This window comes from Cumulibacter soli, assembly GCF_004382795.1.
GTDB lineage: Bacteria > Actinomycetota > Actinomycetes > Mycobacteriales > Antricoccaceae > Cumulibacter > Cumulibacter soli.
Genome location: NZ_SMSG01000003.1, coordinates 16,277 through 39,225, shown reverse-complemented (window position 1 = coordinate 39,225; position 22,949 = coordinate 16,277). Strand labels below are relative to the sequence as shown.

The 22,949-nt window shown below is 64.6% G+C and carries 20 protein-coding genes and 1 riboswitch; of the genes, 13 read left to right on the top strand and 7 right to left on the bottom strand.

Annotation, left to right across the window (positions count from 1 at the left end; translation table 11 throughout):
- Window positions 1–32: 32 nt before the first annotated feature.
- Window positions 33–1,052, bottom strand: coding sequence for a C40 family peptidase (locus E1H16_RS06940; protein WP_134322995.1), 1,020 nt, complete (start codon window positions 1,050–1,052; stop codon window positions 33–35).
- 10 nt (window positions 1,053–1,062) lie between these two features.
- A riboswitch (cyclic di-AMP (ydaO/yuaA leader) is annotated at window positions 1,063–1,200 on the bottom strand.
- An 83-nt stretch (window positions 1,201–1,283) separates the two neighbouring features.
- Window positions 1,284–1,493 carry a hypothetical protein gene (locus E1H16_RS06935; RefSeq protein ID WP_134322994.1) on the bottom strand — a complete coding sequence of 70 codons (210 nt, stop codon included), beginning with the start codon at window positions 1,491–1,493 and terminating at the stop codon, window positions 1,284–1,286.
- Between the two features lie 110 nt (window positions 1,494–1,603).
- Here E1H16_RS06935 and E1H16_RS06930 point away from each other — a divergent pair, with 110 nt between their 5' ends.
- Window positions 1,604–3,298 carry a DEDD exonuclease domain-containing protein gene (locus E1H16_RS06930; protein WP_134322993.1) on the top strand — a complete coding sequence of 565 codons (1,695 nt, stop codon included), beginning with the start codon at window positions 1,604–1,606 and terminating at the stop codon, window positions 3,296–3,298.
- Between the two features lie 57 nt (window positions 3,299–3,355).
- The gene (locus E1H16_RS06925) at window positions 3,356–3,631 is read left to right on the top strand and encodes an Lrp/AsnC family transcriptional regulator (protein WP_134322992.1); all 276 of its coding nucleotides are present in this window, start codon (window positions 3,356–3,358) and stop codon (window positions 3,629–3,631) included.
- Between the two features lie 48 nt (window positions 3,632–3,679).
- On the opposite strand, the gene trpD is transcribed toward E1H16_RS06925, so the two are convergent.
- From trpD to E1H16_RS06910, 3 genes are all read right to left on the bottom strand, one after another.
- The gene (gene trpD / locus E1H16_RS06920) at window positions 3,680–4,729 is read right to left on the bottom strand and encodes an anthranilate phosphoribosyltransferase (RefSeq protein WP_134322991.1); all 1,050 of its coding nucleotides are present in this window, start codon (window positions 4,727–4,729) and stop codon (window positions 3,680–3,682) included.
- Window positions 4,726–5,163 carry a hypothetical protein gene (locus E1H16_RS06915; RefSeq protein WP_134322990.1) on the bottom strand — a complete coding sequence of 146 codons (438 nt, stop codon included), beginning with the start codon at window positions 5,161–5,163 and terminating at the stop codon, window positions 4,726–4,728. The genes trpD and E1H16_RS06915 overlap by 4 nt, the downstream gene beginning before the upstream one ends.
- A 69-nt stretch (window positions 5,164–5,232) precedes the next feature.
- Window positions 5,233–6,177 carry a cytochrome c oxidase assembly protein gene (locus tag E1H16_RS06910; RefSeq protein WP_208378905.1) on the bottom strand — a complete coding sequence of 315 codons (945 nt, stop codon included), beginning with the start codon at window positions 6,175–6,177 and terminating at the stop codon, window positions 5,233–5,235.
- 85 nt (window positions 6,178–6,262) lie between these two features.
- On the opposite strand from E1H16_RS06910, the gene ctaE reads away from it, so the two are divergent.
- From ctaE to E1H16_RS06885, 5 genes are all read left to right on the top strand, one after another.
- Window positions 6,263–6,880 carry an aa3-type cytochrome oxidase subunit III gene (gene ctaE / locus E1H16_RS06905; RefSeq protein WP_243837742.1) on the top strand — a complete coding sequence of 206 codons (618 nt, stop codon included), beginning with the start codon at window positions 6,263–6,265 and terminating at the stop codon, window positions 6,878–6,880.
- Between the two features lie 75 nt (window positions 6,881–6,955).
- Window positions 6,956–7,783, top strand: a complete 828-nt coding sequence (gene qcrC / locus E1H16_RS06900) for a cytochrome bc1 complex diheme cytochrome c subunit (RefSeq protein WP_134322987.1) — start codon at window positions 6,956–6,958, stop codon at window positions 7,781–7,783.
- Complete coding sequence (gene qcrA / locus E1H16_RS06895; RefSeq protein ID WP_134322986.1) at window positions 7,780–8,970, top strand: cytochrome bc1 complex Rieske iron-sulfur subunit; 1,191 nt, start codon at window positions 7,780–7,782, stop codon at window positions 8,968–8,970. The genes qcrC and qcrA overlap by 4 nt, the downstream gene beginning before the upstream one ends.
- A complete protein-coding gene (gene qcrB / locus E1H16_RS06890; protein ID WP_134322985.1) occupies window positions 8,960–10,573 on the top strand; it encodes a cytochrome bc1 complex cytochrome b subunit in 1,614 nt (537 codons plus the stop codon). The genes qcrA and qcrB overlap by 11 nt, the downstream gene beginning before the upstream one ends.
- Window positions 10,574–10,651: 78 nt before the next feature.
- On the top strand, window positions 10,652–11,479 hold the full coding sequence (locus E1H16_RS06885) for a DsbA family oxidoreductase (RefSeq protein ID WP_166741653.1): 828 nt from the start codon (window positions 10,652–10,654) through the stop codon (window positions 11,477–11,479).
- Between the two features lie 86 nt (window positions 11,480–11,565).
- Here the strand turns inward: E1H16_RS06885 and E1H16_RS06880 are convergent, their stop codons facing one another.
- Both E1H16_RS06880 and E1H16_RS06875 read right to left on the bottom strand, forming a co-directional pair.
- Window positions 11,566–12,345 (bottom strand): enoyl-CoA hydratase/isomerase family protein, encoded by a 780-nt coding sequence (locus E1H16_RS06880; RefSeq protein ID WP_134322983.1) that lies wholly within the window; start codon window positions 12,343–12,345, stop codon window positions 11,566–11,568.
- An 80-nt stretch (window positions 12,346–12,425) separates the two neighbouring features.
- Window positions 12,426–13,256 carry an ABC transporter ATP-binding protein gene (locus tag E1H16_RS06875; protein ID WP_134322982.1) on the bottom strand — a complete coding sequence of 277 codons (831 nt, stop codon included), beginning with the start codon at window positions 13,254–13,256 and terminating at the stop codon, window positions 12,426–12,428.
- Window positions 13,257–13,389: 133 nt separating this feature from the next.
- Between E1H16_RS06875 and E1H16_RS06870 the strand changes: the two genes are divergently transcribed.
- From E1H16_RS06870 to E1H16_RS06840, 6 genes are all read left to right on the top strand, one after another.
- Window positions 13,390–14,229 carry a serine/threonine protein kinase gene (locus E1H16_RS06870; RefSeq protein ID WP_166741652.1) on the top strand — a complete coding sequence of 280 codons (840 nt, stop codon included), beginning with the start codon at window positions 13,390–13,392 and terminating at the stop codon, window positions 14,227–14,229.
- Window positions 14,168–15,874 carry an FHA domain-containing protein gene (locus tag E1H16_RS18585; protein WP_208378904.1) on the top strand — a complete coding sequence of 569 codons (1,707 nt, stop codon included), beginning with the start codon at window positions 14,168–14,170 and terminating at the stop codon, window positions 15,872–15,874. The genes E1H16_RS06870 and E1H16_RS18585 overlap by 62 nt, the downstream gene beginning before the upstream one ends.
- A gap of 75 nt (window positions 15,875–15,949) precedes the next feature.
- On the top strand, window positions 15,950–17,944 hold the full coding sequence (locus tag E1H16_RS06855; protein WP_134322979.1) for an alpha-1,4-glucan--maltose-1-phosphate maltosyltransferase: 1,995 nt from the start codon (window positions 15,950–15,952) through the stop codon (window positions 17,942–17,944).
- The gene (locus E1H16_RS06850; protein ID WP_134322978.1) at window positions 17,941–19,215 is read left to right on the top strand and encodes a hypothetical protein; all 1,275 of its coding nucleotides are present in this window, start codon (window positions 17,941–17,943) and stop codon (window positions 19,213–19,215) included. Before E1H16_RS06855 ends, E1H16_RS06850 begins: the two co-directional genes overlap by 4 nt.
- Window positions 19,216–19,259: 44 nt before the next feature.
- Window positions 19,260–21,440 carry a 1,4-alpha-glucan branching protein GlgB gene (gene glgB, locus E1H16_RS06845; RefSeq protein ID WP_134322977.1) on the top strand — a complete coding sequence of 727 codons (2,181 nt, stop codon included), beginning with the start codon at window positions 19,260–19,262 and terminating at the stop codon, window positions 21,438–21,440.
- Between the two features lie 97 nt (window positions 21,441–21,537).
- Entirely contained in the window at window positions 21,538–22,929 is a 1,392-nt protein-coding gene (locus E1H16_RS06840; RefSeq protein ID WP_134322976.1) for a neutral zinc metallopeptidase, read from the top strand.
- Window positions 22,930–22,949 lie beyond the last annotated feature (20 nt).

Genomic DNA, 22,949 nt, shown 5'->3' with positions numbered 1-22,949 from the left:
TTCGTGCAACGGCGTCAATGTGAGCGCCTCAACTAGGCGATGCGGGTGGCCGACTGCCAGCCCATCTCGCCGACAGGAACGACGCGTACGACATCGCCGAACGTCGGCGCGTGCACTACCTGCCCATTACCGATGTACATACCGACGTGGCCTGGCATCCATAGGATGTCGCCAGGGGCAGCCTGAGAGACGGGCAGGCTTTGACCTGCCGCGGCCTGCATCTCCGACTGGTGCGGCAACGAAATTCCGACCTGCGCGTACGCCCACACGATCAGCCCCGAGCAGTCGAAGGATGACGGACCGGCCGCCGCCCACACGTACGGCGATCCTTGGCGCGACAAGGCGGCTTGTACCGCTTCCTGCGCCGTCGCGCTACCGCCGCTGCCGGATTCAACGGTGACGCTCTCCTCGTCGTCGGCGACGGCATGTCCGCCGGCCTGCGCCATCACCGCTTCGCGTTCCTGGGCGTCCAGCGACTCGAGTTGCTCCTCCAGTTTGGGCAGCTTTGCTTCGATATCGGCCTTCTTGTTAGCCAACTTCTTTTCTACCGCGGCTGCATCCGCAGCAGCCTGCTCGGCGGCCGCGGCAGCGGTATCGGCCTCGGCCTGTCCGGCCAACAACGCAGCAACGGACTGACCGTGATAATCCGAGACCTGCGCGAGCGTGGAAAGCTTGTCGATCACTTCCTGGGGCGTCGAACCTGAGAGGATCGTCGTCGCGCTGCCAACGCTCGATGTCTTATACAAACCCACACTCGTCTCGGTGAGCGCGGTCTGCTCGTCCTCAAGTTTGGCCAGCGCGTCGTCAGCGGCAGCCTGCGCTTGCTCGGCGGCGTCGCTCAACGTGGCGAGCTCGATCTTCGCGGCGTTGTACTCCTCGGCGATGATCCCCAGATCGTGCTGCGTCTGCACGATTTCCTGCTGGATCGCCTCGGCGTCCTTCTCCGGAACGGCGTGTGCCGCGCCGGGAGCGATGAGTAAGCCCACAGCACACGAGGTCGCGATCGCGGTCACGGACAGGGCACGACGCACACGTGGGGTCTTGGCAACCACGAAGACCTACTCCTCTTCCTCTGTCCGCCTACCGGGTTAGCTGACGGATTCGGGCGGGGAAGATCGCCCTACGGAGCACGGGCTCCGATTCACCCCAGAACTAACGCGGGTCCCCGGCACGTACATGACGTCTCGGCGGTGGCATCCAGCGGGCCGCGTTGCGGACCCCTAAGTTCTGAAGGCCACGCACAGGTTACCGTCGTCACCGGTTCGTGACAATTCCAACCGCCGTTATCCGGCGCGACGGCTGGAATCCGGATCGGTCAGCATCGGCACCAGCCGTAGCGGCGGCACCAGGCCGCCGTCCGCCAACGCCATCAAAGCGTTCGCCGAGGCATCGTCGATGTCGGTTCCCATCGGATCGGCCTCCACCAGCACCGTCATGATGCAGTCGCCGCACGCCTCCGGTTTGGCCTGGCAAGTATCGCAGTCAATGATCATGACAGCAGGCTAGGAACGGACACCGACAAATTTCCCGCCCGAACCGGCAACTCAACGAGGCCGAGGTTCGGTCGCAAAAATTGTCGGAGACTCGTCGTACGGTGCTCGCCATGCCGCACCTGCCCGCACAACTAAGCATTGATGAGATCGGTGAACCACTGAGTCAGGCCACGTTTCTGGTTGTCGACCTGGAAACCACTGGCGGGTCACGGGCAGCGGACGCCATCACCGAGATCGGTGCGGTGAAGTCGCGCGGCGGTGAAGTGCTCGGCGAATTCCATACCCTGGTCAACCCTCAGGCTCCGATTGACCCTTATGTGCAGGTGCTCACCGGAATCACCGATCGCATGGTCGATGCAGCCCCACCAATCACCGGCGTACTCCCCACTTTTCTTGAGTTCGCCGGTCTCAACGCCGGGACCATCGTGGTCGCGCATAACGCCGGATTCGATCTGGGATTTCTCAAGGCTGCTGCCCGCGCTACCGACCTCGCCTGGCCTCGTCATCGGACGCTCGACACGTTGCAGTTGGCGCGTCGCGTCCTCGTCGGCGGTGAGGTGCCCAACCACAAACTCGGCACGCTTGCAGCGCACCTCGGCGCGGCCACCACACCCACCCATCGCGCGCTGGATGATGCGCGCGCGACACTCGACGTGCTGCACGCGCTGCTGGAACGAATCGGCGGCTCGAATGGTGTGCACACCGTCGATGAGTTACTGGCGCTGCTACAGGAGACGACCCCGGCGCAACGCGCGAAACGCACCCTCGCCGACCCATTAACGACCGGCCCTGGGGTATACATCTTCCGCGATGCGCAAGGAGCCGCGCTGTACGTCGGCAAGAGTTCGTCGGTACGCCGACGAGTGCGGGCATACTTCACCGCCAGTGAACCGCGGGCTCGGATGCGTGAGATGGTGCAGCTCGCCACGAAAGTCGACGTCGTCGAGTGCGCGCACGACTTGGAGGCACAGATCCGCGAAGTGCGGTTGATCGACGCGCTCGCGCCGCGCTACAACCGACGGTCGAAGAACGCCCGTTCTTCGGTGTGGTTGCGCTTGACCAGTGAACGCTTTCCGCGACTGAGTATCGTCCACCGACGGCGGGACGGCGAGCTGGCGCAGATCGGTCCATTCGGATCCCGCGGCGCCGCAACCGCGGCGATGGATGCGATCCACGAATCGAACCTGGTGCGACGCTGCACTGACCGGATCACCACCACCACTGCGCCGACACCATGTGCTCTGGCGGAGCTCGGTAGGTGCTCAGCACCATGCACCGGCACCCAAACCCCCGAGCAGTACGCCGCTCAGATCTCACCCATCATTCAGTCCGCCCGAGCAGACCCGTCACCGTTATTGGAGCCGCTGCACCGCCGAATCCAACGCCTATCGGACGCCGAACGATTCGAGGACGCCGCCCAGGTGCGCGATCGTGCCCGTTCGCTGGTGAGCGGCCTGAGCAGAACACAGCAACTCGAGCAACTCGGCTCCGTCGCCCGAATGGTCCTGGCCGCGCCGGCCACCGGAGGGCGCTGGGACCTCGCCGTCATTACCCGCGGCCGACTGGCGGCGGCCGCGGTTGCCGACCGCACGTCCTCGGTGCTGCCTATCGCGCGCGAACTGCGCGCCACCGAGCAGCACTTCCCGGATGACGCCACCGAAGCGATCGCGCATGAGTATGAGGAGACCCGGTTGCTCGCACGATGGATGATCAGCAGCGGAGCTCGCCTCGTCGACATAGACGGCGAACTAGTGAGCCCCGCGTCCTCGGCACAGCGGTACGCCCACGCGTTCGGTACCCGCTGAGCGACGCCGACCGAGCGCTACGATTTGGGGACAACCACCGACAGCGAGGAGATTCCGGTGCTCACCGCGATCGTTATGATCACCGCCGCCACCAACGCGATCCCCGAGACGGCACAGCGCCTCGCCGATATCGAGGGCGTGAGCGAGGTGTACTCGGTCGCCGGCAATATCGACATGATCGCCATCGTGCGAGTGCGCGAGTTCGACGAGATCGCCAGCGTGGTCTCAGGTCGGATCAATAAGACCGAGGGGGTCATCGATACCGACACCCACATCGCCTTCCAGGCGTTCTCCCAGCACGATCTGGAGTCCACCTTCAGCATCGGCCTCTAACGCCACGCACCCTGCCGGGGCGAACCCTGGCGGTCGTGAACGATGGCGCTATGCGTTGCTGACGGCAATCCACCGCTCAAGCACACTGGCAGCAGCTCCTGAGTCGATCGCCTCACTCGCACGGCGCAGCGCCTCCGGGAACGCCGCTTGCACCTCGACCGCGGACGCCGGTACGCCGTCGTGCGCGATGATGGCCGCGGCCGAGTTCAGCACAACCGCCTCACGCACCGGGCCGGTCGCCCCATTGAGCAGATCGCGCACCACCTGAGCGTTGAACTCGGGTGGTCCGCCGCGCAGATCTTCGGGTTGGGCCGCTCCGATACCCAGTGACGCCGGATCGAGTTGCTGTTGTTGCACCGGCGAGCCATCGGCTGGTACCACCCATACCCGCGAGGTCGTGGTCGTGGTCAGTTCGTCCAGGCCGTCATCGCCGCGGAATACGAGCGCCGAGACGCCACGCATCCGCATCACGTCGGCCATGATCGGCGCCATCCGCTCATCTGCGCAGCCAACGGCCATGGCACTCGGTCGCGCCGGATTCGACAGCGGCCCGAGGAAGTTGAAGACGGTCGGAATGCCGAGCTCCTTGCGAGCCGGCCCGGCGTAACGCATTCCGGAATGAAAATTGGGCGCGAAGAAGAAGCCGATCCCGACTTCGTTGATGCACCGCGCCACACCGTCGCCGTCGAGGCCGAGTTTGACCCCGAGTTCCTCGAGAACGTCGGCCGCACCGCATGCCGAACTCGCCGCACGCCCACCATGTTTGGCAACCTGAACCCCCGCACCGGCGGAGACGATCGCCGACATAGTGGAGATATTTACCGTATGGGCTTGATCGCCGCCGGTACCGACGATGTCCACGCAGCCCGCCGGCGCGCTCGCGTCGGCCGCGTTCTGAAGCATCGTGTCCACCATGCCAGCCACGACCTCCGGCGTTTCGCCGGCAGCGCGCAACGCTACCGCGAATCCGGCCGTCTGCGCGTTCGTCGCCGCGCCGGCCATGATCTCGTTCATCGCCCACGCTGCTGCCTCGCGGGACACGCCGCGATCGCCCAGCAGTGCCCCCAGCACAGACGGCCAGGTGTGCTGCGCGCTCATCGCAGGACAGGCACGCCGGCAGTCCGGTTCCGCAGTTGCTCTGCGACAACCTCGCCGGCTGTCAGCGGATCAACCGGGTACACCAGGACCGCATCGGCCAGCGCCCATGTGGCCAGCCAACGGTCGGCCTCACGGGCCACAACGACAAGCGCGGACGGGCAATCCTCAAGCTCGTACTTCATCTGCCGAGCCAGGCCCATTCCGCCGGTAGGCTGCGCCTCGCCGTCCAGGATCGCCAGCGCGATTCCCCCGCGATCGACGTTCTCGATCACCTCGTCGTACGTCGAGCAGTCGATCCATTCAATCCGGCCGACGTCCTTGGCCGGGCGACGTCCGATAGCGGTGCGGACTGCGTCGCGGCGCTCGATGATCGGGCTGTACACCAGAACGGTGTGTACCTGCTCGGCAGCGTCGGGGTGATCGGCGTGGGTCATCGTGCTGGTCTCCGTGGTAGTACGACAGTGGCATTTCTGCCGAGTCGGCTCGGCGGGCTCGGGCTTAGGTTACTCGCCGGGGCGCGACGCGTCGGCGTCGGTCGCCCTCGCGGACCGACGGGCGGCTTGCTCCGCGCGATCCAGCTGCCGATCAACCCGAGCTGCTTCGCGTTCCGAGGCTTTCATCCACTGATACAGCGCAACGCCGAGCATCAGCAGCCCCACGAACTCTCCGGAAGACCACAGCAGTCCGCCCCCGACCCGCTGTTCGGAGAAGGGGTCACTCCACGCCAGGTTCAGCGATTCGTAGTAATCGCCGGCCAGCAACTCGGTCGACTGCATGATCGTCAGCCCTAAGAAGGCATGAAACGGCAACGTCGCGACCAGTAGTAGCGCGCGCATCGGGTGACTCACCCGGCCGGGCACCGGGTCGAGCCCGATCAACGGCCAGAAGAAAACGGCGCCGGACAGCAGGAAGTGCACGTGCATCAACTCGTGCAGCCAGACATTCTCGATCGAGGCCTCGTACCAACCGCTGAAGTACAGCACCCATGGGCTGGCGATGAAGATCACGAAGCCCACCAGCGGGAACATGAAGAACTTGGAGATTTTCCAATGCAGTACCGCGTTCAGCCGCTTGCGACCGCCTATCGGCAGCGCGCGCAGCGCTAGCGTGACCGGCGCCCCGAGCGCGAGGAAGATCGGCGTCACCATCGCCAGCGTCATGTGCTGCACCATGTGCACGCTGAACAGGGTCTCGTCGTACGCGCCGATCCCGGACATCGTGACGAACGACAGCGACCCCAAGCCGCCGAGCAGGAACGCCCACGTACGTCCGACCGGCCACCGCACACCACCACGACGCAACCGCGCGACGCCCCATAGGTAGAGCGCGCCAGCCAGAACAACACCTGTCAGCAATAGCGGGTCGACCGCCGGTTGGGTGAAGATGGTGGCGAAGGTAAATGGCGGGACGGTGCTGGGGTCGACCCCCACAGCGAGCAGGTAACGCACAGTTTCTGAGGGTATGCCGAAATATAGTTCGCGAAACGCCTACCCGGTTCACATAGAGCGAACGGAAGGGGCCATAATTACCGCCGTGACGACAGCAACCGATGCCTTTAGGTCAGAGAAGGTCCATTCGCTATCGCGACCGAACATGGTCAGCGTTGGGACCATCGTGTGGCTCAGCAGTGAGCTCATGTTTTTCGCCGGCTTGTTCGCCATGTATTTCACGGCGAAGGCGGTAACGGGTGCCGAGGACGGCTGGCCGCCGCACCCCACCCATTTGAACCACATATACGCGCTGATCTTCACGATCATCCTGGTGTCGTCGTCGATCACCTGCCAGTTGGGCGTGTTCGCCGCTGAACGCGGCGACGTGTTCGGGTTACGTCGCTGGTACGCACTGTCGTTCTTGCTCGGTCTGATCTTCATCGTCGGACAGGCTTACGAGTTCTACGTACTGGTGACCGAGCACGACACCACGATCTCGTCGAGTGTGTACGGGTCCGTCTTCTATATGACTACCGGCTTCCACGGGTTGCACGTCCTCGGCGGTTTGATCGCGTTCATCATCGTGTTGATCAAGTCCACGATGGGCCGATTCACCCCGGCACAAGCCACCTCAGCAATCGTCGTCTCGTATTACTGGCACTTCGTCGATGTGGTCTGGATCGGCCTCTTCTTCGTGATCTACATCATGACCTGGGTGTAGGCCGCCCGTGACCAACGAACAACCACTTTCATCCCCTGCACCCACGACCACGACCGGAGACAAGGTGAACCGATCATGAGTGCCAGTTCGCAGCCCTCGCCGCCTGAGAACAAGGCCGCGAAGACCCGCGCGAAGCGCAAGGGATTCGCGCGTCGCGCTGGCGCTCTGGCCGGCGCCCTGGCTCTCGTCGGCACCATGTACTCCATGGCCACGCCGGGAGCCCAAGCCGAGGAAGAGTCTGCGGCCGGCAGCGCCGACGCCATCGCGCTCGGTCAGGACATCTACGACAAGTCCTGCATCACCTGCCACGGCGCCAACCTTGAGGGCGTCGAGGACCGCGGTCCGGCGCTGATCGGCGTCGGCGAGGCCTCCGTGTACTTCCAGGTGTCCACCGGCCGCATGCCGATGGCGCAGCAGAATGCTCAGGCCCCGGCCAAGCAGGTCATGTACGACCACGAGCAGACGTTAGCGCTGGCCGCCTACATCGGTCAGTTCGGCGGACCGGAGATCCCTGAGGTCACCGATGAGGATCTCGCACAAGCCGACCTCGCCGAGGGCGGCGAGCTCTTCCGGCTCAATTGCTCCTCGTGCCACAGCTTCACGGGGCAGGGCGGAGCGCTGTCTTCTGGTAAGCACGCTCCGGACCTGATGAACGCATCGCCGACCCAGATCTACACGGCCATGCTGACCGGCCCGCAGAACATGCCGATCTTCGGCCCGAACCAACTGACGGACGAAGAGAAGAAAGACATCATCGCGTACGTCGACATGCTCCAGCAGAACCACAATCCTGGTGGCCACCCGATCGGCCGCACTGGCCCCATCCCCGAGGGCCTGGTCATCTGGCTGGGCGGGCTCGCTGTGCTGATCGTTGGAACAATTTGGATTGCAGGTAAGTCATGAGCGGGTTCAATCAACCGCCGGCAGAAGATTCGGGTGGTGTCCCCGAGCAGGAACCGGCCCGCGACGGTTCGCCAGCGAGCATCGCGGCACGTTATGCGGCGTCCAAGCAGAAGGTATCGGTGACCGACGAAGAGTTGGCCGCGATGTCGACGGACGAGCTAGCCGAACTCGGCGGCGCCATCGACGGTGTGCAGGTCCTCTCGCAGGAGTACATGTTCCCCCCGGGCAGCCGGGGCGAGAAGCGCGCTGAACGTCAGGTCGCGCTGTGCTTCACCCTCGCGGCGATCTTCGGGCTCGCCTTCGTCGCCATCTTCCTGTTCTGGCCGTGGCGGGTGAATGACGTTGCTCCCACCGAGAGCAGCGCCGCACTCTGGTACACGCCGCTGCTCGGCATCACTCTCGGCGGAGCGCTGCTGCTACTCGGCGCAGGCATGGTGATCTGGGCAAAGAAACTGATGCCGCACGAGGTCACCATTCAGGAGCGCCACGAGGGCGCGTCACCGGAGATCGAGCGGCAGGCCACCGGCGCCACGCTGGTCAAGGGTGCACAAGGCCTCGGAATCGACCGCCGCAAGTTGCTGCGTCGCTCGCTATTGGGCGCCGGCGGTGTTCTCGGACTCGCCACGATCATTCCGCTCGGCGGCTTGATCAATAACCCGTACCGCGACGACGCTCTGTTCCACACGGCCTGGAAGAAGGGCACTCGCCTACTTCGCGCTAATGGCACCCCGGTTCGCCCCGGCGATATGGAGCCAGGTTCGTTGGAGACGGTGTACCCGTACACCGAAGGACTGGCTCATCAGTCCGACACCCCCACGATGCTGATCCGCATGCATCATGACCAGGCCGAGAAGTTCCAGGCCCGGCCGATGAACGAGCGCGAGGACTGGGGCGGGCCCGCCCGCTGGAACGAGTACGTCGCGTACTCGAAGATCTGTACGCACCTCGGATGCCCGGTCTCGCTGTACGAGCGTGAGACAGGCCGCATCCTCTGCCCGTGCCACCAGAGCCAGTTCCAGATCGTCGACGACGCCAAACCGGTCTTCGGTCCGGCTACCCGCTCGCTTCCCGCGCTGCCAATCGATGTCGATGACGAGGGCTACTTCGTCGCACGCAGCGACTTCCGCGAGCCGGTCGGCCCGGCGTTCTGGGACCGTCAGCGAGGAGTGACCAAGAATGCCGAGTAACGCCACCACCACCGCCCGGCGTCCGGCCAACAAGGCCGCCGTAGTCGCTGGTGAGATCGACGACCGGATGACAATGGCGGCGCCCACGCGCCGCATGCTGAACAAGGTGTTCCCGGACCACTGGTCCTTCATGCTGGGCGAGATCGCGTTGTACTCGTTCATCATGCTGCTGTTGACCGGCACCTACCTGACGCTCTTCTTCGATGCCTCGATGAAAGAAGTCATCTACAACGGCTCGTACGTGCCGCTGCAGGGCATTCCGATTTCGGCGGCGTACGAGTCAACGCTGAACATCAGCTTCGATGTCCGTGGTGGTCTGCTGATTCGGCAGATGCACCACTGGGCGGCGCTGCTGTTCATGGCGTCGATCCTGGTGCACCTGCTGCGCGTGTTCTTCACCGGCGCGTTCCGTAAGCCACGCGAGACCAACTGGCTGATCGGTGTCGTCCTGGTCTTCCTGGGTATCGCCGAGGGCTTCATGGGCTACTCGCTGCCGGACGACCTGCTGTCGGGTACCGGGCTTCGCATCACCTCCGGCGTGATCATGTCGATTCCGTTCCTGGGAACCTTCATTCACTACGCGTTGTTTGGTGGGGAGTTCCCCGGTCAGCTGATCATCGGCAGGTTCTACATCCTGCACGTGCTGCTACTACCGGGCATCATGATTGCCCTCATCGGTGCGCACCTGTTGCTGGTGTTCAAGCAGAAGCACACTCAATGGCCCGGGGCGAAGGCGACCGAACAGAATGTCGTCGGGCATCGCTTCTACCCGATCTTCATGGCCAAGGGCGGCGCCCTGGCGATGCTGACCTTCGGCGTAATTACCGCGCTTGGTGGTCTGGTGCAGATCAACGCCGTGTGGATGCTCGGACCGTACAACCCCTCGCAGATCTCCTCCGGTTCGCAGCCTGACTGGTACATGCTCTGGTCCGAAGGTATGGCGCGTCTGTTCCCGCCGTGGGAGCTCAGATTCTGGGGCATTACGATCCCGGAGATCTTCCTGGCGATCAATATGCTGGCGCCGATCATCATTGGGTTCATTCTGTATCCGATGATCGAACGAAAACTCACCGGCGACAACGCATCGCACAACCTGCTGCAGCGTCCCCGCGACGTTCCGGTGCGTACGGCGTTGGGCGCCATGGCGATCTCGTTCTACCTCGTACTGTCGATTTCGGGCGGTAACGACGTGATCGCCGAGAAGTTCGACATCTCGCTGAACGCGATGACGTGGGCTGGACGTATCGCCTTCCTGATCGTGCCGCCAATCGCCTACTGGGTGACTTACCGGATCTGTCTGGGGCTGCAGCAACACGACCGCGAGGTGCTCGAGCACGGCATCGAAACGGGCATCCTAGTTCGCGCTCCGCACGGTGCGTACTTCGAACGGCACCAGCCGCTCGGTGAGACGGATGAGCACGGGCACACCCACCTCACCTACGGCGGCGCAGCAGTGCCGAAGAAGATGAACAAGGTCGGCGGCGCCGGACGCGGTATGCGTGGTTTCTTCCGCCCGATCGAGACCCCACCGGTCCCCCCGACTCCCGAGGGTTTGGCCGAACGTGGAATCGAGTACGACGACGACGAGGCGAAGACGCACTAGTCCTCACCTCGAAGCGGCGCCCCAGGTCAGTCGACCTGGGGCGCCGCTTCGTTGTAAGGAGCGCGTAGTCTGGGGCGCGTGACTAGCACCGTTGACTCCCAGAACCAGTCCGAGCTCGACTCGGAATCCCACGGCGGATGTGGCTGCGGCGCCGGAGGCTGCGGCGGGGTGTGCTCCCCCGCACCCGCGCCTGTTGATCTATCGACGGCCGCACCGGTCGACGTACATGTCTACGCCGACGTGGTGTGCCCGTGGTGCTACATCGGTAAACGTCGCCTCGACGCTGCCGCGCAGGCCTTCGCCGATGCTGGCGGCCAGGTACGCATCCGCTATATGCCGTTCCAACTCGATCCCCAGGCATCGACTGAAGCATGTGAGCTCATGCCGGCGATGGCGCAGAAGTTCGGCGGCGAGCAGCAGGCGGCCGAGTCAATGGCGCATATCGCTCAGATCGCGGCGACCGACGACCTGGAGTTCGATTTTGACGGTGCGTTGAGCGTGAACACTCTCGCGGCCCACCGGGTGCTCGCCCTCGCCGGTGAGCGGGACCTCGCCGTGCAATCGGATCTGATGGAGCGGTTAATGGCTGCTCATTTCACCTGCGGCGAAAACATCGGCGCGGACGACGTCCTGCAGAAACTGTGCGACGAGGCTGGTCTTGAGGTCAAGGTCGAGGAGTACCTCTCCTCCGACGCCGGCATCGACGTCGTCCTCGAGCAGCAGGACGCCGCACGCGGCGCTGGGATCACCTCGGTCCCGACGTACGTCTTCGCCTCCCGTTGGGGCATCTCCGGAGCGCAGGACGTCTCGACGTTGCTGATGGTGCTCCAGCAGGTCGCCGCCCAAGCGGACGAGCAGCCCGGCGGCGGTGGCGGTGGGTGCTGCGGCGGCGGGTGCTGCGGCTAGATCCTCATACGTAAAAGAGCGGCTTCAACGAAACGAAGGCCGGTCCAGTGATGGACCGGCCTTCGTCGTACGTCATCCGAGGATGACTAGTTGCCTGTGAACTGCGCCTTACCCGGACCGTTCTCCACGAACGACTTCATCCCGATCGCCCGATCCTCGGTCGCGAAGAGCGCGGCGAACAGGTTGCTCTCCAGTTTCAACCCCGTGGCCAGGTCGCCATTCAAGCCATCATCGACGGCCGCCTTGATCGCGCGGAGCGCCAGCGAAGCGCCCCCGGAGAACTGACCGGCCCACTGCTGCGCGGCGGTGTAGACATCGGCCGCAGGTACAACCTTGTCGGCCAGACCAACACGCATCGCCTCGTCGGCATCGACGAAGCGACCGGTGTAGATGATGTCCTTGGCTTTCGCCGGACCGACCAGGCGAGCGAGCCGCTGTGTGCCGCCGCCACCGGGGATGATGCCGAGCAGAATTTCCGGCTGGCCGACCTTGGCGTCCTCAGCGAGGATCCGGATGTCACAGCACATCGCGAGTTCCATTCCGCCACCGAGGGCGTACCCGGTCACGGCGGCAACCGTCGGCTTCGGAATCTGCGCTACGGCAGCGAAACAGGCCTGGAGCTCGTGCGCCTGCACGGACATCTCCTGGTAGCTCATCTGTTCCATTTCCTTGATGTCCGCGCCAGCTGCGAACACCTTCTCCCCGCCGTACACGATGACGGCCTTGACGTCGTCGTTGCGCGAGGCTTCGATCGCGCACTCGCGGATCTCTTCCTGAACCTGGCGGCTCAACGCGTTCATCTTCGGCCGATCCAGTCGGATGGTGCCGATACCGTCAGCGATCTCGAGCCTGACGAACTCACCCATGTGTTGCTCCTTGTGTACGGACCGTCCCACGCGGCTGTCGGACGGCGGTGGTGGTATGCGGAGGTGGTGCGTGATGCCTATTACCCGATTGACGCGAAGTAGCGCCCACGGCGCTGGCTGAGAAAAACGTCCAAGCCGAAGGTGTCCTTGATCGCCTGCTCGTTCATCTCCTGCTCCAGTAACCCTTGGCGTACGACGCCGCCTTCGCGAAGCATGAGCAGATGTGTGAATCCGCGAGGGATCTCCTCGACGTGATGCGTCACCATGACCATCGCCGGAGCGAACGGGTCAGCGGCGAACTCACTGAGCCGCCCCAGTAGATCCTCGCGACCGGTCAGGTCCAGACCGGCGGCGGGCTCGTCGAGTAGCAACAATTCCGGATCGGTCATCAGCGCGCGACAGATCTGGGTCCGTTTACGCTCGCCCTCACTGAGAGTGCCGTACTCACGATTGGCGAGACGCGCTATCCCCCACTGCTCCAGCAATTCCAGCGCCCGGTCAGTGTCCATGCTGTCGTAGCGTTCGCGCCACCGACCGATGACGGAATAACCCGCAGACTGAACAATATCGACCACCTGTTCCTGCGGCGGCACCCTCGCGTTCAGCGCCGCTGAGGCTAAGCCGATGCGCGGGCGCAGTTCGAAGACGTCGACCTTGCCCACGCGCTCGCCAAGCACGTGTACCGACCCTGAAGTCGGGTGCATCTGAGCGGCTGCCAATTGCAGCGTGGTGGTCTTGCCGGCGCCATTGCGCCCGAGCACCACCCACCGTTCGTCGAGCTCTACCTGCCAGGAGAGGTCGTGCAGCAACGTGGTCTGGCCTCGCCGCACCGACACGTCACGCATGTCGATGACGAGGTCGGGATCCGACTCGTACTCGTCCAGCGGACTTGGCGTAAACACATGCTCCATCAAACCTTAAGCGGGCTACGCGGGCACGATGGGGTCCGTGCTGCCGCTACGTGCGATATGCCACTTGAGCGCAGGTTCTTTTTTCATACCGCACCGGCCGACTAGAGTCTGCGGTGACAGTGAGGGGCGACGCATGCAACAGGACAACACCGGACATCCCGCGTTTGCGGTGAATCGGGTCGCCGATTTCGACGTCGTGCGAGCGCTCGGCAGCGGCGGGTCGTTCGTGCTGGCCAAGACACCACGACGGTTGGCTGTGCACGGCGAGCACGCTGTCCTGAAGGTTATTCCGGCCGACGCCGGCGCGGATGCCAACAGTACGTTCGAGACGATCACAACAGCATTGCGCGCGATCGCCGAGATTCGCTCGGACTTCCTGGTGCAACTGTGGGAGGTCGGTCGAAACGACGGTGTTGTCTATTGCGCGATGGAGCACCTTCCCGGCGGTAGCCTCGCAGCACCGGCTACTCAACTCAACTTCGCCGACGTGTTACGCGCGATCTCCTGTGCGGCCCGCGGAGCGCATGACCTGCACGAGGCCGGAATCGCTCATCGCAACATCCATCCCGGCGCGGTGGTCTTGCACCCGCACGGAGCGAAACTCGCCGACCCAGGGTTGTCAGGTTACCTCAGCCCCGGAATGACCCTCACGGGACGCTTGGGCCAGCCCCACCTGGCCTACTTGGACCCAGACGTACTGCGGGGCAAGGCCCCGAGCCGCTCCAGCGATTTGTTCTCCCTCGGCGCGACGTTGCATTACGCAGCGTCGGGCCGAACGCTGTATCCCAATCTGGATGAGAGCCAACCGACCGCCGCGTTGAGCACCATCCTGGACAATCAACCCACCGTCGCTACCGGACTTCCCGAGCCGATCGAACGTATCGTGCGCCAGTGCATCGAGCGGACTTCCGATGAGCGACCCAAGACCGCCGGTGATCTGGCCGACCGGCTCGATGCACTGTGGAAGCGATGAGATGACCCTGCGTTACGAAGTTGTTCCTGGCCACGGCATCGTTGCCCGCAATGCCGACAGCCTGCTGTGGGTCGGTGCCGAAACGACCTCCGCCGCCTGGGAGGCACTGGGGGGCGTGTTGCAACTGGAGCCGGGTACCGACCCGGGCGGCGCAGATCTCGCCAGCGCGCTCGGCTCGCTTCAGCAGGTGCTTCAGGAGCACCCCAGCACCGTCTTCGCCGCGTTGATCGTCTCGGGTGATCGCGCGCAAGGTCTGCTGCGTGGACCGGTCACCGTACGCAATCAGTCCGATGTCGCTCCTGCGACCGGGCACGGTGAACTCGGAATCACGGTGCCGTTCGCGATGTCCGAATCGGTGTACGTCGGCATCGGGCAGCCTCAGGCGAACCCGGAGCCGGTCCGTGAACTCCTCGACCTCGACGGCGGTGCCGTGCCCGGTGGTGGCGCTTGGGTCCACCCGCTGCCGACCGGACGGCGCCACGCTAGCGGCAACACCGGAAGTTACACGCAGGTGGCTGCGGCAGAGGCGGAATCGGCCGACGAATCGGCACAGGCGGTGTCGGGCGAGGCGGTATCGGCGGACGGTCCGCCCCAGGCGCCCGAGCCTGCCACAACTGTCCACGAGCCCGCTCATCACGACGCTGATGTGATCGCAGCCGGCGTCGAGCCAAGCGCGCCGGCCGGGCAAGGTGAGTCCGGAACGCACTGGGAAACGGCGGACGGCGACGCGGCCGACGCGGAGCGTGGCTCCGGATCGACTCCAAACGCACTGGGCGTCGCCGCGGGTGCCGCCGGCCTCGCGGCGGGGGCCGGTGGACTAGCCGCGGCCGCCGGTGCGGGCGCGAGCGCTGCTGCTGGTGCCGGCGCGGGCGGTGCTGCCGGCGCGAGCGGTGCTGCCGGCGCGGGCGGCGCAGTGGGGACCGGCATTGGCCTCCCCAGCACCGATGCGCCCACTGGCGGCACCGGTGAGTACGTGCACCAGGACGGGACGTCCGATTACGGCGCCGAGACCGGAGCGAATTACGCCGTACCTTCGACCGGTCCGCACCCGGCTCAGCCGTCGCCGGATGCGCAGCCCAGCGCCGGGCAGCCGCTACCTGAGGTTGGTGCACCAGGGTCCTGGGCTAGCCCGGCCGACGCCGCGTCGGTAGACGGGCAGGACGCCGGTGGGGCGCGGGAGTTTGTGCCGGCGCCCGATTACCAACTCGTCGATCTACGCGATGTCCGCCCGGCAGGACCGGCGCAGCCACTGCCCATCGACGAGGCGAGGACCGCGGAGCCGCCGAATGCACAATCGACACCAACCGTCGGTGCGATTGTCTTCGAGGACGGGTCTACGTTCGCGCTCGATCGCGATTACGTGGTTGGTCGTCGTCCCGAGAAGGATCCGCGGGTGCAGTCGGGGCAAGCAGCCGCGCTCACCGTCATCGATCCGGATACCGTGCTGTCCAGCGCACACGCGTTGCTGGCCATCCGCGGTGCGCAGGTGGTCCTGACCGACCTCGGCTCGCTCAACGGCACCCATATCGCACCCCCGGGAGCGCAGGACTGGACCCGGCTCGAGCAGTACCAGGAGGTGCTGATCACCCCCGGCACGCGTCTGCTGTTCGGCTGGACCGTGGCGACCTACTCAGGGAACGCCTGACGGCGCGTCGAGCGCCACACATCTCAACCTCCTGACGCCCTGGAGGCAACGGCCGGCATTTGCGAGGATGAGCGCATGGACGCTGCCGCGCGCATCACCACGGCCATCGAAACCGACAGGTTCGCCATCATTGATGTCTCCCCTACCGTCGACAGCGGACGATTTCCGTTACGGGGTATCCCGGGCCAGCGCATAGAGTTCGCCGCGACTGCGTTTCGGGAAGGCCACGACGCGTTGGGCGCGACGCTGGTGCTGCGCCGCGGCGAGGCGGAGCAGGTGACGGCGCGCATGCGCCCGGGAGCGCCTGGTACCGATCGGTGGCATGCGGCCGTAGATCTCCCCGGTGAGGGTGCCTGGGAATACTACGTCGAGGCATTCAGCGATCCGTGGGCGACTTGGCTACACGCCATCGAAGCCAAGCGGAACGCCGGGCAGGACGCGAGCGAACTCGCCAACGACCTGGCAACCGGGGTCGGCCTGTTGCGCCGAGCGGCAGAAGTACCCAGCGCTCACGCCGACGCCTTACGCGCCGCGGCCGACCAACTCGCGGACACGAGTCGCGCCGTCAGCGATCGGCTCCGCCTCGCGCTCAGTGAACCGGTGACCACCGCGATGTACGACGAGCCCGTGCGCGACTTCGTCACCGCCTCGCCGATGTATCGGCTATGGGTGGACCGCCCGCGCGCTTCCGTCGGTGCGTGGTACGAATTCTTCCCCCGCTCCACCGGTGGCACCGCCAGCGACGGCACCGTCGTACACGGCACGTTCGCGACTGCGGCCACCGAACTGGTTCGGATCGCGCAGATGGGCTTCGACGTGGTGTACCTGCCGCCGATCCACCCGATTGGCGAGGTCAACCGGAAGGGTCCGAACAACACCCTCGTTGCGGGCGCCGCTGATCACGGCTCGCCGTGGGCAGTCGGTTCACGATTCGGCGGACACGACGCCGTACACCCGGATCTGGGCGACCTGCAAGACTTCGACGCGTTCGTCAACCGCGCTACCGAACTAGGGCTGGAGGTCGCCCTCGACCTGGCACTGCAATGTGCACCTGACCACCCATGGGTAAAAGAGCACCCCGAGTGGTTCACCACACTCGCGGACGGCACGATCGCGTACGCCGAGAACCCCCCGAAGAAGTACCAGGACATATATCCACTGAACTTCGACAACGCGCCCGAGTCGCTGTATACCGAGATTCTGCGAATCGTCACGTTTTGGGTCGAGCGGGGTGTACGCATTTTCCGCGTGGACAACCCGCATACCAAACCAGTCGGTTTCTGGGGGTGGCTGATTTGGGAGATCAAACGTAACTATCCGGACGTCCTGTTCCTCGCCGAGGCATTCACCCGCCCAGCGATGATGAAGGGCTTGGGGATGCGGGGGTTTTCGCAGTCCTATACGTACTTCACCTGGCGGACGAGCAAGGGCGAACTCGAGGAGTTCGGCAAGGACCTGGTCTGCTCAGCGGGTTATCTGAAGCCGAACCTGTTCGTTAATACGCCGGACATCCTGCATGCGTCGCTACAGACGGGTGGACCGGCGATGTTCAAGATCCGCGCGGTCCTCGCGGCGATGATGTCGGGATCATGGGGAATGTACAGCGGATACGAACTGTACGAGCACACCCCCGCGGTCGATGGCAGCGAGGAGTACGCGAATAGCGAGAAGTACGAGCCCCGCCCCCGAGACTGGCAGCGAGCGCTCGAGGACGGCGCGAGCCTCGAACCTTTCGTGCAGCGGCTCAACGCGATCCGCCGCGCGCACCCGGCCGTCCTCAGCAGCATCGCCAACCTCACCTTTCACCACAGCGACAACGAACAGGTCATCGTCTTCTCGCGGCGTGAGCCGCGCTCCGGTGACGTCGTGCTCGTGTGCTGCGCACTGGATTCAGCCGCAACCGTGCAGACCACCGTGCGCCTGAACCTGCCCGCTCTCGGCCTCGACTGGCATGACCGGTTCACGGTCATCGACGAGCTCACCGGCGAGCGGTACGACTGGGGAGAAGCGAACTTCGTCGAGTTGTCCAGCGAGCGCGAACCGGCACACATCCTGCGGCTCGCTCCGTGAAACGTCCTCCCGACGGCGAACTGCGGCGATGGCTGGGCACTCAGCGTTGGTTCGGCGCACGCGACGTCGATCAGATCACGATCGACGAGTTCGCTGCCGCACCCGTTGAAGAGGGTTTGGAGATCGCCTGGTGGATCGTCACAGCCCACGGTGCGCACGGGCCGTCCGACTGGCTGCTGGCCATGGCTCGATGCCAAGGAGCGGGCCCGATCGAGGAGGTCATCCGCGCCGACGGACATCTCTGGTTCGATGCATTGGCGCACCCGGTCACCGCCGCACATGCCGTGGCCATGCTCGGCACCGGTCGCCATGCGTCGCTCACCTCGACGTGGCAGGACGACGAGCCGCTGCAACTTGATGACGTCGGCACTCAGCCGCGCGATCAGTCGAATACCACCCTCACCACGTCGCGGCACGTGCTGAAGGTGTTTCGCCGACTCCACCCCGGACGCAATCCAGAAATCGACATCGGCGCCGCACTGCGCGCGGCCGGGAACGCGCATGTTCCGGCACTCGTCGGGTGGGCGACGCTACGCACGGGCAGCGGTGAGTTCGACCTGCTCGCGGTGCACCGACATGTCAGTGGCAAGGACGGGTTCTCGTTGGCCGTCGCCGACGCTGCTCGGTTCGCCGACGGCGCCGCTGAACAGCATTTCCCAGGATCGGCGTACGAGCTGGGAATCGCACTCGGTGCTGTGCACGCCGATCTGGGCACGGCGCTCGGCGAGCACGCGGTTCCCGGTTACGGCGCCGACCTTTCTCGACGTTTGCTCGCCCGCCTGGAGGCCGTCGCGGACCTCACGCAGCTGACCCCGTACTTGGACACGGCACGCACGACGTTCGAGGACCTCGCCGGCGCGCGCGAGAGCATGAGTGTGCAGCGCATTCACGGGGACCTCCACCTGGGCCAGACGTTGTTCGGCGATTCCGGTTGGGCGCTGGTGGATTTCGAGGGCGAACCGCGGCGCCCGCTCACCGAACGGAGCGCGCCGGAGACGGTCATGCGGGACATCGCCGGGGTGCTGCGATCGTTCGATTACGCCGCGCGTTGGAATTCCGGTAGCGAGTCGCTGGCCAGCGAATGGGCCAGCCGCAACTGCCGCATGTTCCTGGAGGGCTATCACCTTCAGCAGCCGGACGCCGTACATCGCCGGGTGCTCGATGCACTGGTCCTGGACAAAGCCCTCTACGAAGTGGCGTACGAGGCGACGTATCGGCCGGAGCGAATCCGGATACCGCTCGCTGCGGTTGCGGCGTTGTGCGGGCGGTGAGTACCCGTGCTCACTAGGCTTGTCCGCACAGCGAAGGAGTCCCGATGACCGACGCCACGCCCGCACCGGCGATCGACGCGAACGATGTCGCGCGCCTGGTGAGCGGTACACATCATGACCCGCACTCCATTCTGGGTATCCATCGCCTCGATGACGCCCACGTGGTGATTCGTGCGTACCGGCCGCAGGCGAGCGCCGTGTCGGTGCTGATCGGCGATCAACGCGTGCCAATGACGTTGCTGGCCGATCCCGGAATCTTCGGCGCGGTCATCGCTGGCACCGTCGCCGACTACCGCCTCGAAGCGTCTTATCCGGACGCCACCCACATCACAGACGATGCCTATCGTTGGCTGCCGACTCTGGGTGAACTGGACTGCCACCTCATCGGTGAGGGCCGCCATGAGCGCCTCTGGGAGGTCCTCGGCGCGCACGTACGTCAGCTCGACGGCACCCGGGGCGTGTCGTTCGCCGTGTGGGCACCGAACGCTCGTGGCGTGACGGTCACCGGCGACTTCGATTCGTGGGGTGCTCAGCAGTACCCCATGCGGTCGATCGGCGCGAGTGGGGTCTGGGAAATTTTCATCCCGGGAGTCTCGGCCGAGGTGTACTACAAGTTTCAGATCACCGGCGCCGACGGTGTCGTACGTCAAAAGGCCGACCCGCTCGCGTTCGGCACCGACGTCCCGCCGGCATGGGCCTCGCGCGTGGTCGAATCCGCGCACACGTGGGGTGATGCGCACTGGATGCGGGAGCGTGCGCAGATCGCCTGGCATAAGGCGCCGATGAGCGTCTATGAGTTGCACGCGGGATCGTGGAAACCTGGCCTGAGTTATCGGGCCCTCGCCGACGAACTCGTCGACTATCTGGCCGGCACCGGCTTTACCCACGTCGAGTTGATGCCGATCGCCGAGCACCCGTTCGGCGGCAGTTGGGGTTACCAGGTGACGTCGTACTACGCACCGACCGCGCGTTTGGGCTCCCCCGACGACCTGCGTTATCTGATCGACCGGCTGCACCAAGCCGGGTACGGCGTCATCGTCGACTGGGTGCCGGCCCACTTCCCCAAAGACGCGTGGGCACTGGGCCGCTTCGACGGCACACCGCTGTACGAACACGCCGATCCGAACCGAGGTGAGCATCCGGACTGGGGCACCTACGTGTTCAACTTCGGCCGCCGCGAAGTACGCAACTTCCTGGTCGCAAACGCTCTCTACTGGGCCGAGGAGTTCCACATCGACGGTCTGCGGGTCGACGCGGTGGCATCGATGCTGTACCTAGACTATTCCCGCGAAGACGGCCAATGGACGCCGAACGAGCATGGCGGCCGCGAAGACCTCGACGCCGTCGCCTTCCTGCGCGAATTCAATACCGTCCTCTATGCCAAAGCCCCCGGAATCGTCACGATCGCCGAGGAGTCGACCGCCTGGCCGGGCGTAACCCGTCGCGTCGACGAAGGCGGGCTCGGATTCGGGTTCAAATGGAACATGGGTTGGATGAATGACTCGCTGCGGTTCGTCGAGAAGGATCCGGTTCATCGCTCCCACCACCACGGCGAACTGACTTTCTCCATGGTGTACGCCTACAGCGAGAACTACGTACTGCCGATCAGCCACGACGAGGTCGTACACGGCAAAGGTTCACTGCTGGCGAAGATGCCGGGCGATGACTGGCAACAGCGCGCAGGCGTGCGCGGTTACCTCGCATATATGTGGAGCCATCCGGGGAAGAAGTTGCTGTTCATGGGGTGTGAGATCGCGCAGCCCACGGAGTGGTCGGAGCAAAGCGGCGTTCGCTGGGACCTGCTGGCCGACCCAGGGCACGCGGGTGTGCAGCGTCTCGTATCGGACTTGAACGCGCGGTATCGCCGTACGCCGGCACTGTACGAACTCGACACCGACCCGTCCGGTTTCCGGTGGCTGGAGGCCAACGACGCTCACCGCAATGTGCTGGCTTTTCTGCGGTACGCCAAGGACGGCACTGCGCTGGCCTGTGTGATCAATTTCGCCGGCACACCGCACCACGACTACCGGATCGGACTGCCCTGCTCCGGAACATGGCGCGAGGTCCTCAATACCGATGCCCCCGAGTACGGCGGGAGCGGCGTGGGCAACCTCGGTTCGGTGCACGCCGAGGATGTGCCGTGGCACGGTCAGTCCGCATCGGCGGTAATCACCGTGCCGCCTCTAGGCGCCGTCTGGTTCGCGTTGGCGGCTACCACCGCATAACACCCGCGCACCTAGACTTTGTTGATGCGCGTCCGTGCACTACGGATGGCATATCGTTAGTTCCGCACCTATTTCACGAACACGCGCGAGGTCATCCGTGAGCACACGCCGTCCAGGCCGTCTATTCGGCCTCCTCGCACTCTTGATGGCGGTGTTCGTAGCCACGGGGTGCACCCACACCGTCAGCGGTTTCGCAAACCCGGCCACGGGCGGGGTCAAGTCGGACGCTCCGCCGTCCGATATGGAGATTGTTAATGGTGATGGCAGCGATATCGACCAACTCGTCGCGAACTCGCTCGACGACGTCATGGCGTATTGGGATGACACCTTCGAGAGTGCGTTCGGTACCTCGCTAGAGCCGCTCAGCGGTGGCGTGCACGCCTACGACGTGAACGGCACGATGGCCATCCCCTGCTTTAGCGATCAGGATCGCCAGCAGGCGGCGAACAACGCTTTCTATTGCCCGTCGGACGACGCAATCGGCTATGACCGAGCATTCCTGCAGCAACTCGCCGATCAGTACGGCGATTTCATCGTGCCGTTGGTGATGGCTCACGAGTTCGGCCACGCAATCCAGAACCGGGTCGGACAGCCCAGCAACCAAGGCATCGCCATTGAAGGGCAGGCCGACTGCTACGCCGGCGTATTCACCGAGCAGACGGTGCAAGGTACCCCGCACTTCCATGCGACCAGTTCGGACCTCGACACCGTGCTCGGTGGCTACCTGCTACTGCGCGATGAGCCCGGGGCCTCAGCGAGTGATCCGAACGCGCATGGTTCTGCGTTCGACCGCGTGGGTGCATTCCAGGAGGGGTTCAATGAGGGCCCGCAACATTGCCTCAACTCGTTCGGCCCGGATCGCGAGTACGCGGCAATTCCGTATACCTCCCAGGAGGATTACGCCAACTCCGGCAACATGGCGTATGACCAGATGCTGACCGATATCCCCGTGGAGATGAATACGTTCGCGGACGCGGTCGCCGATAACTGGAGCGATGTACCCACCGAGACTTTCCAGGGCTCGCCGCAATCCTGCGGCGGACAGAGTGTCGAACAGGTCTTTTATTGCACCGACGATAAAACCGTTCAAGCCGGTGAAGAACTCGTCAAACAGGCTTATGACAAATTTGGCGACTTTGCCGCAATGACGGCTATTGCACTCGGATACGGCGAGGCAATACAGGACGTCTCAGGCGTCGAAGAAGACAGCCCCGAAGGATTCGCCGCACGTCTATGCCTCGTTGGCGCTTACGCCGGTGCGGCATTCGAGACCACGGTGGCACAGGTTCAGTCACCGTTCGGCACGCTGCAACTCTCCGCCGGCGACCTCGACGAGGCGGTCATGTTGCTGATCGCGATCGGCCAGGATGACACGATCATCAACACGTACGGAATGGACTCGTTCGATCGGATCGATACCTTCCGTCAGGCCGTCCTCGACGCCCGGAACGACCCGGAAGGTACCGCTGCGGCGTGTCTGGCTGCCTAGTTCGTCAGCTCTCCGACCGG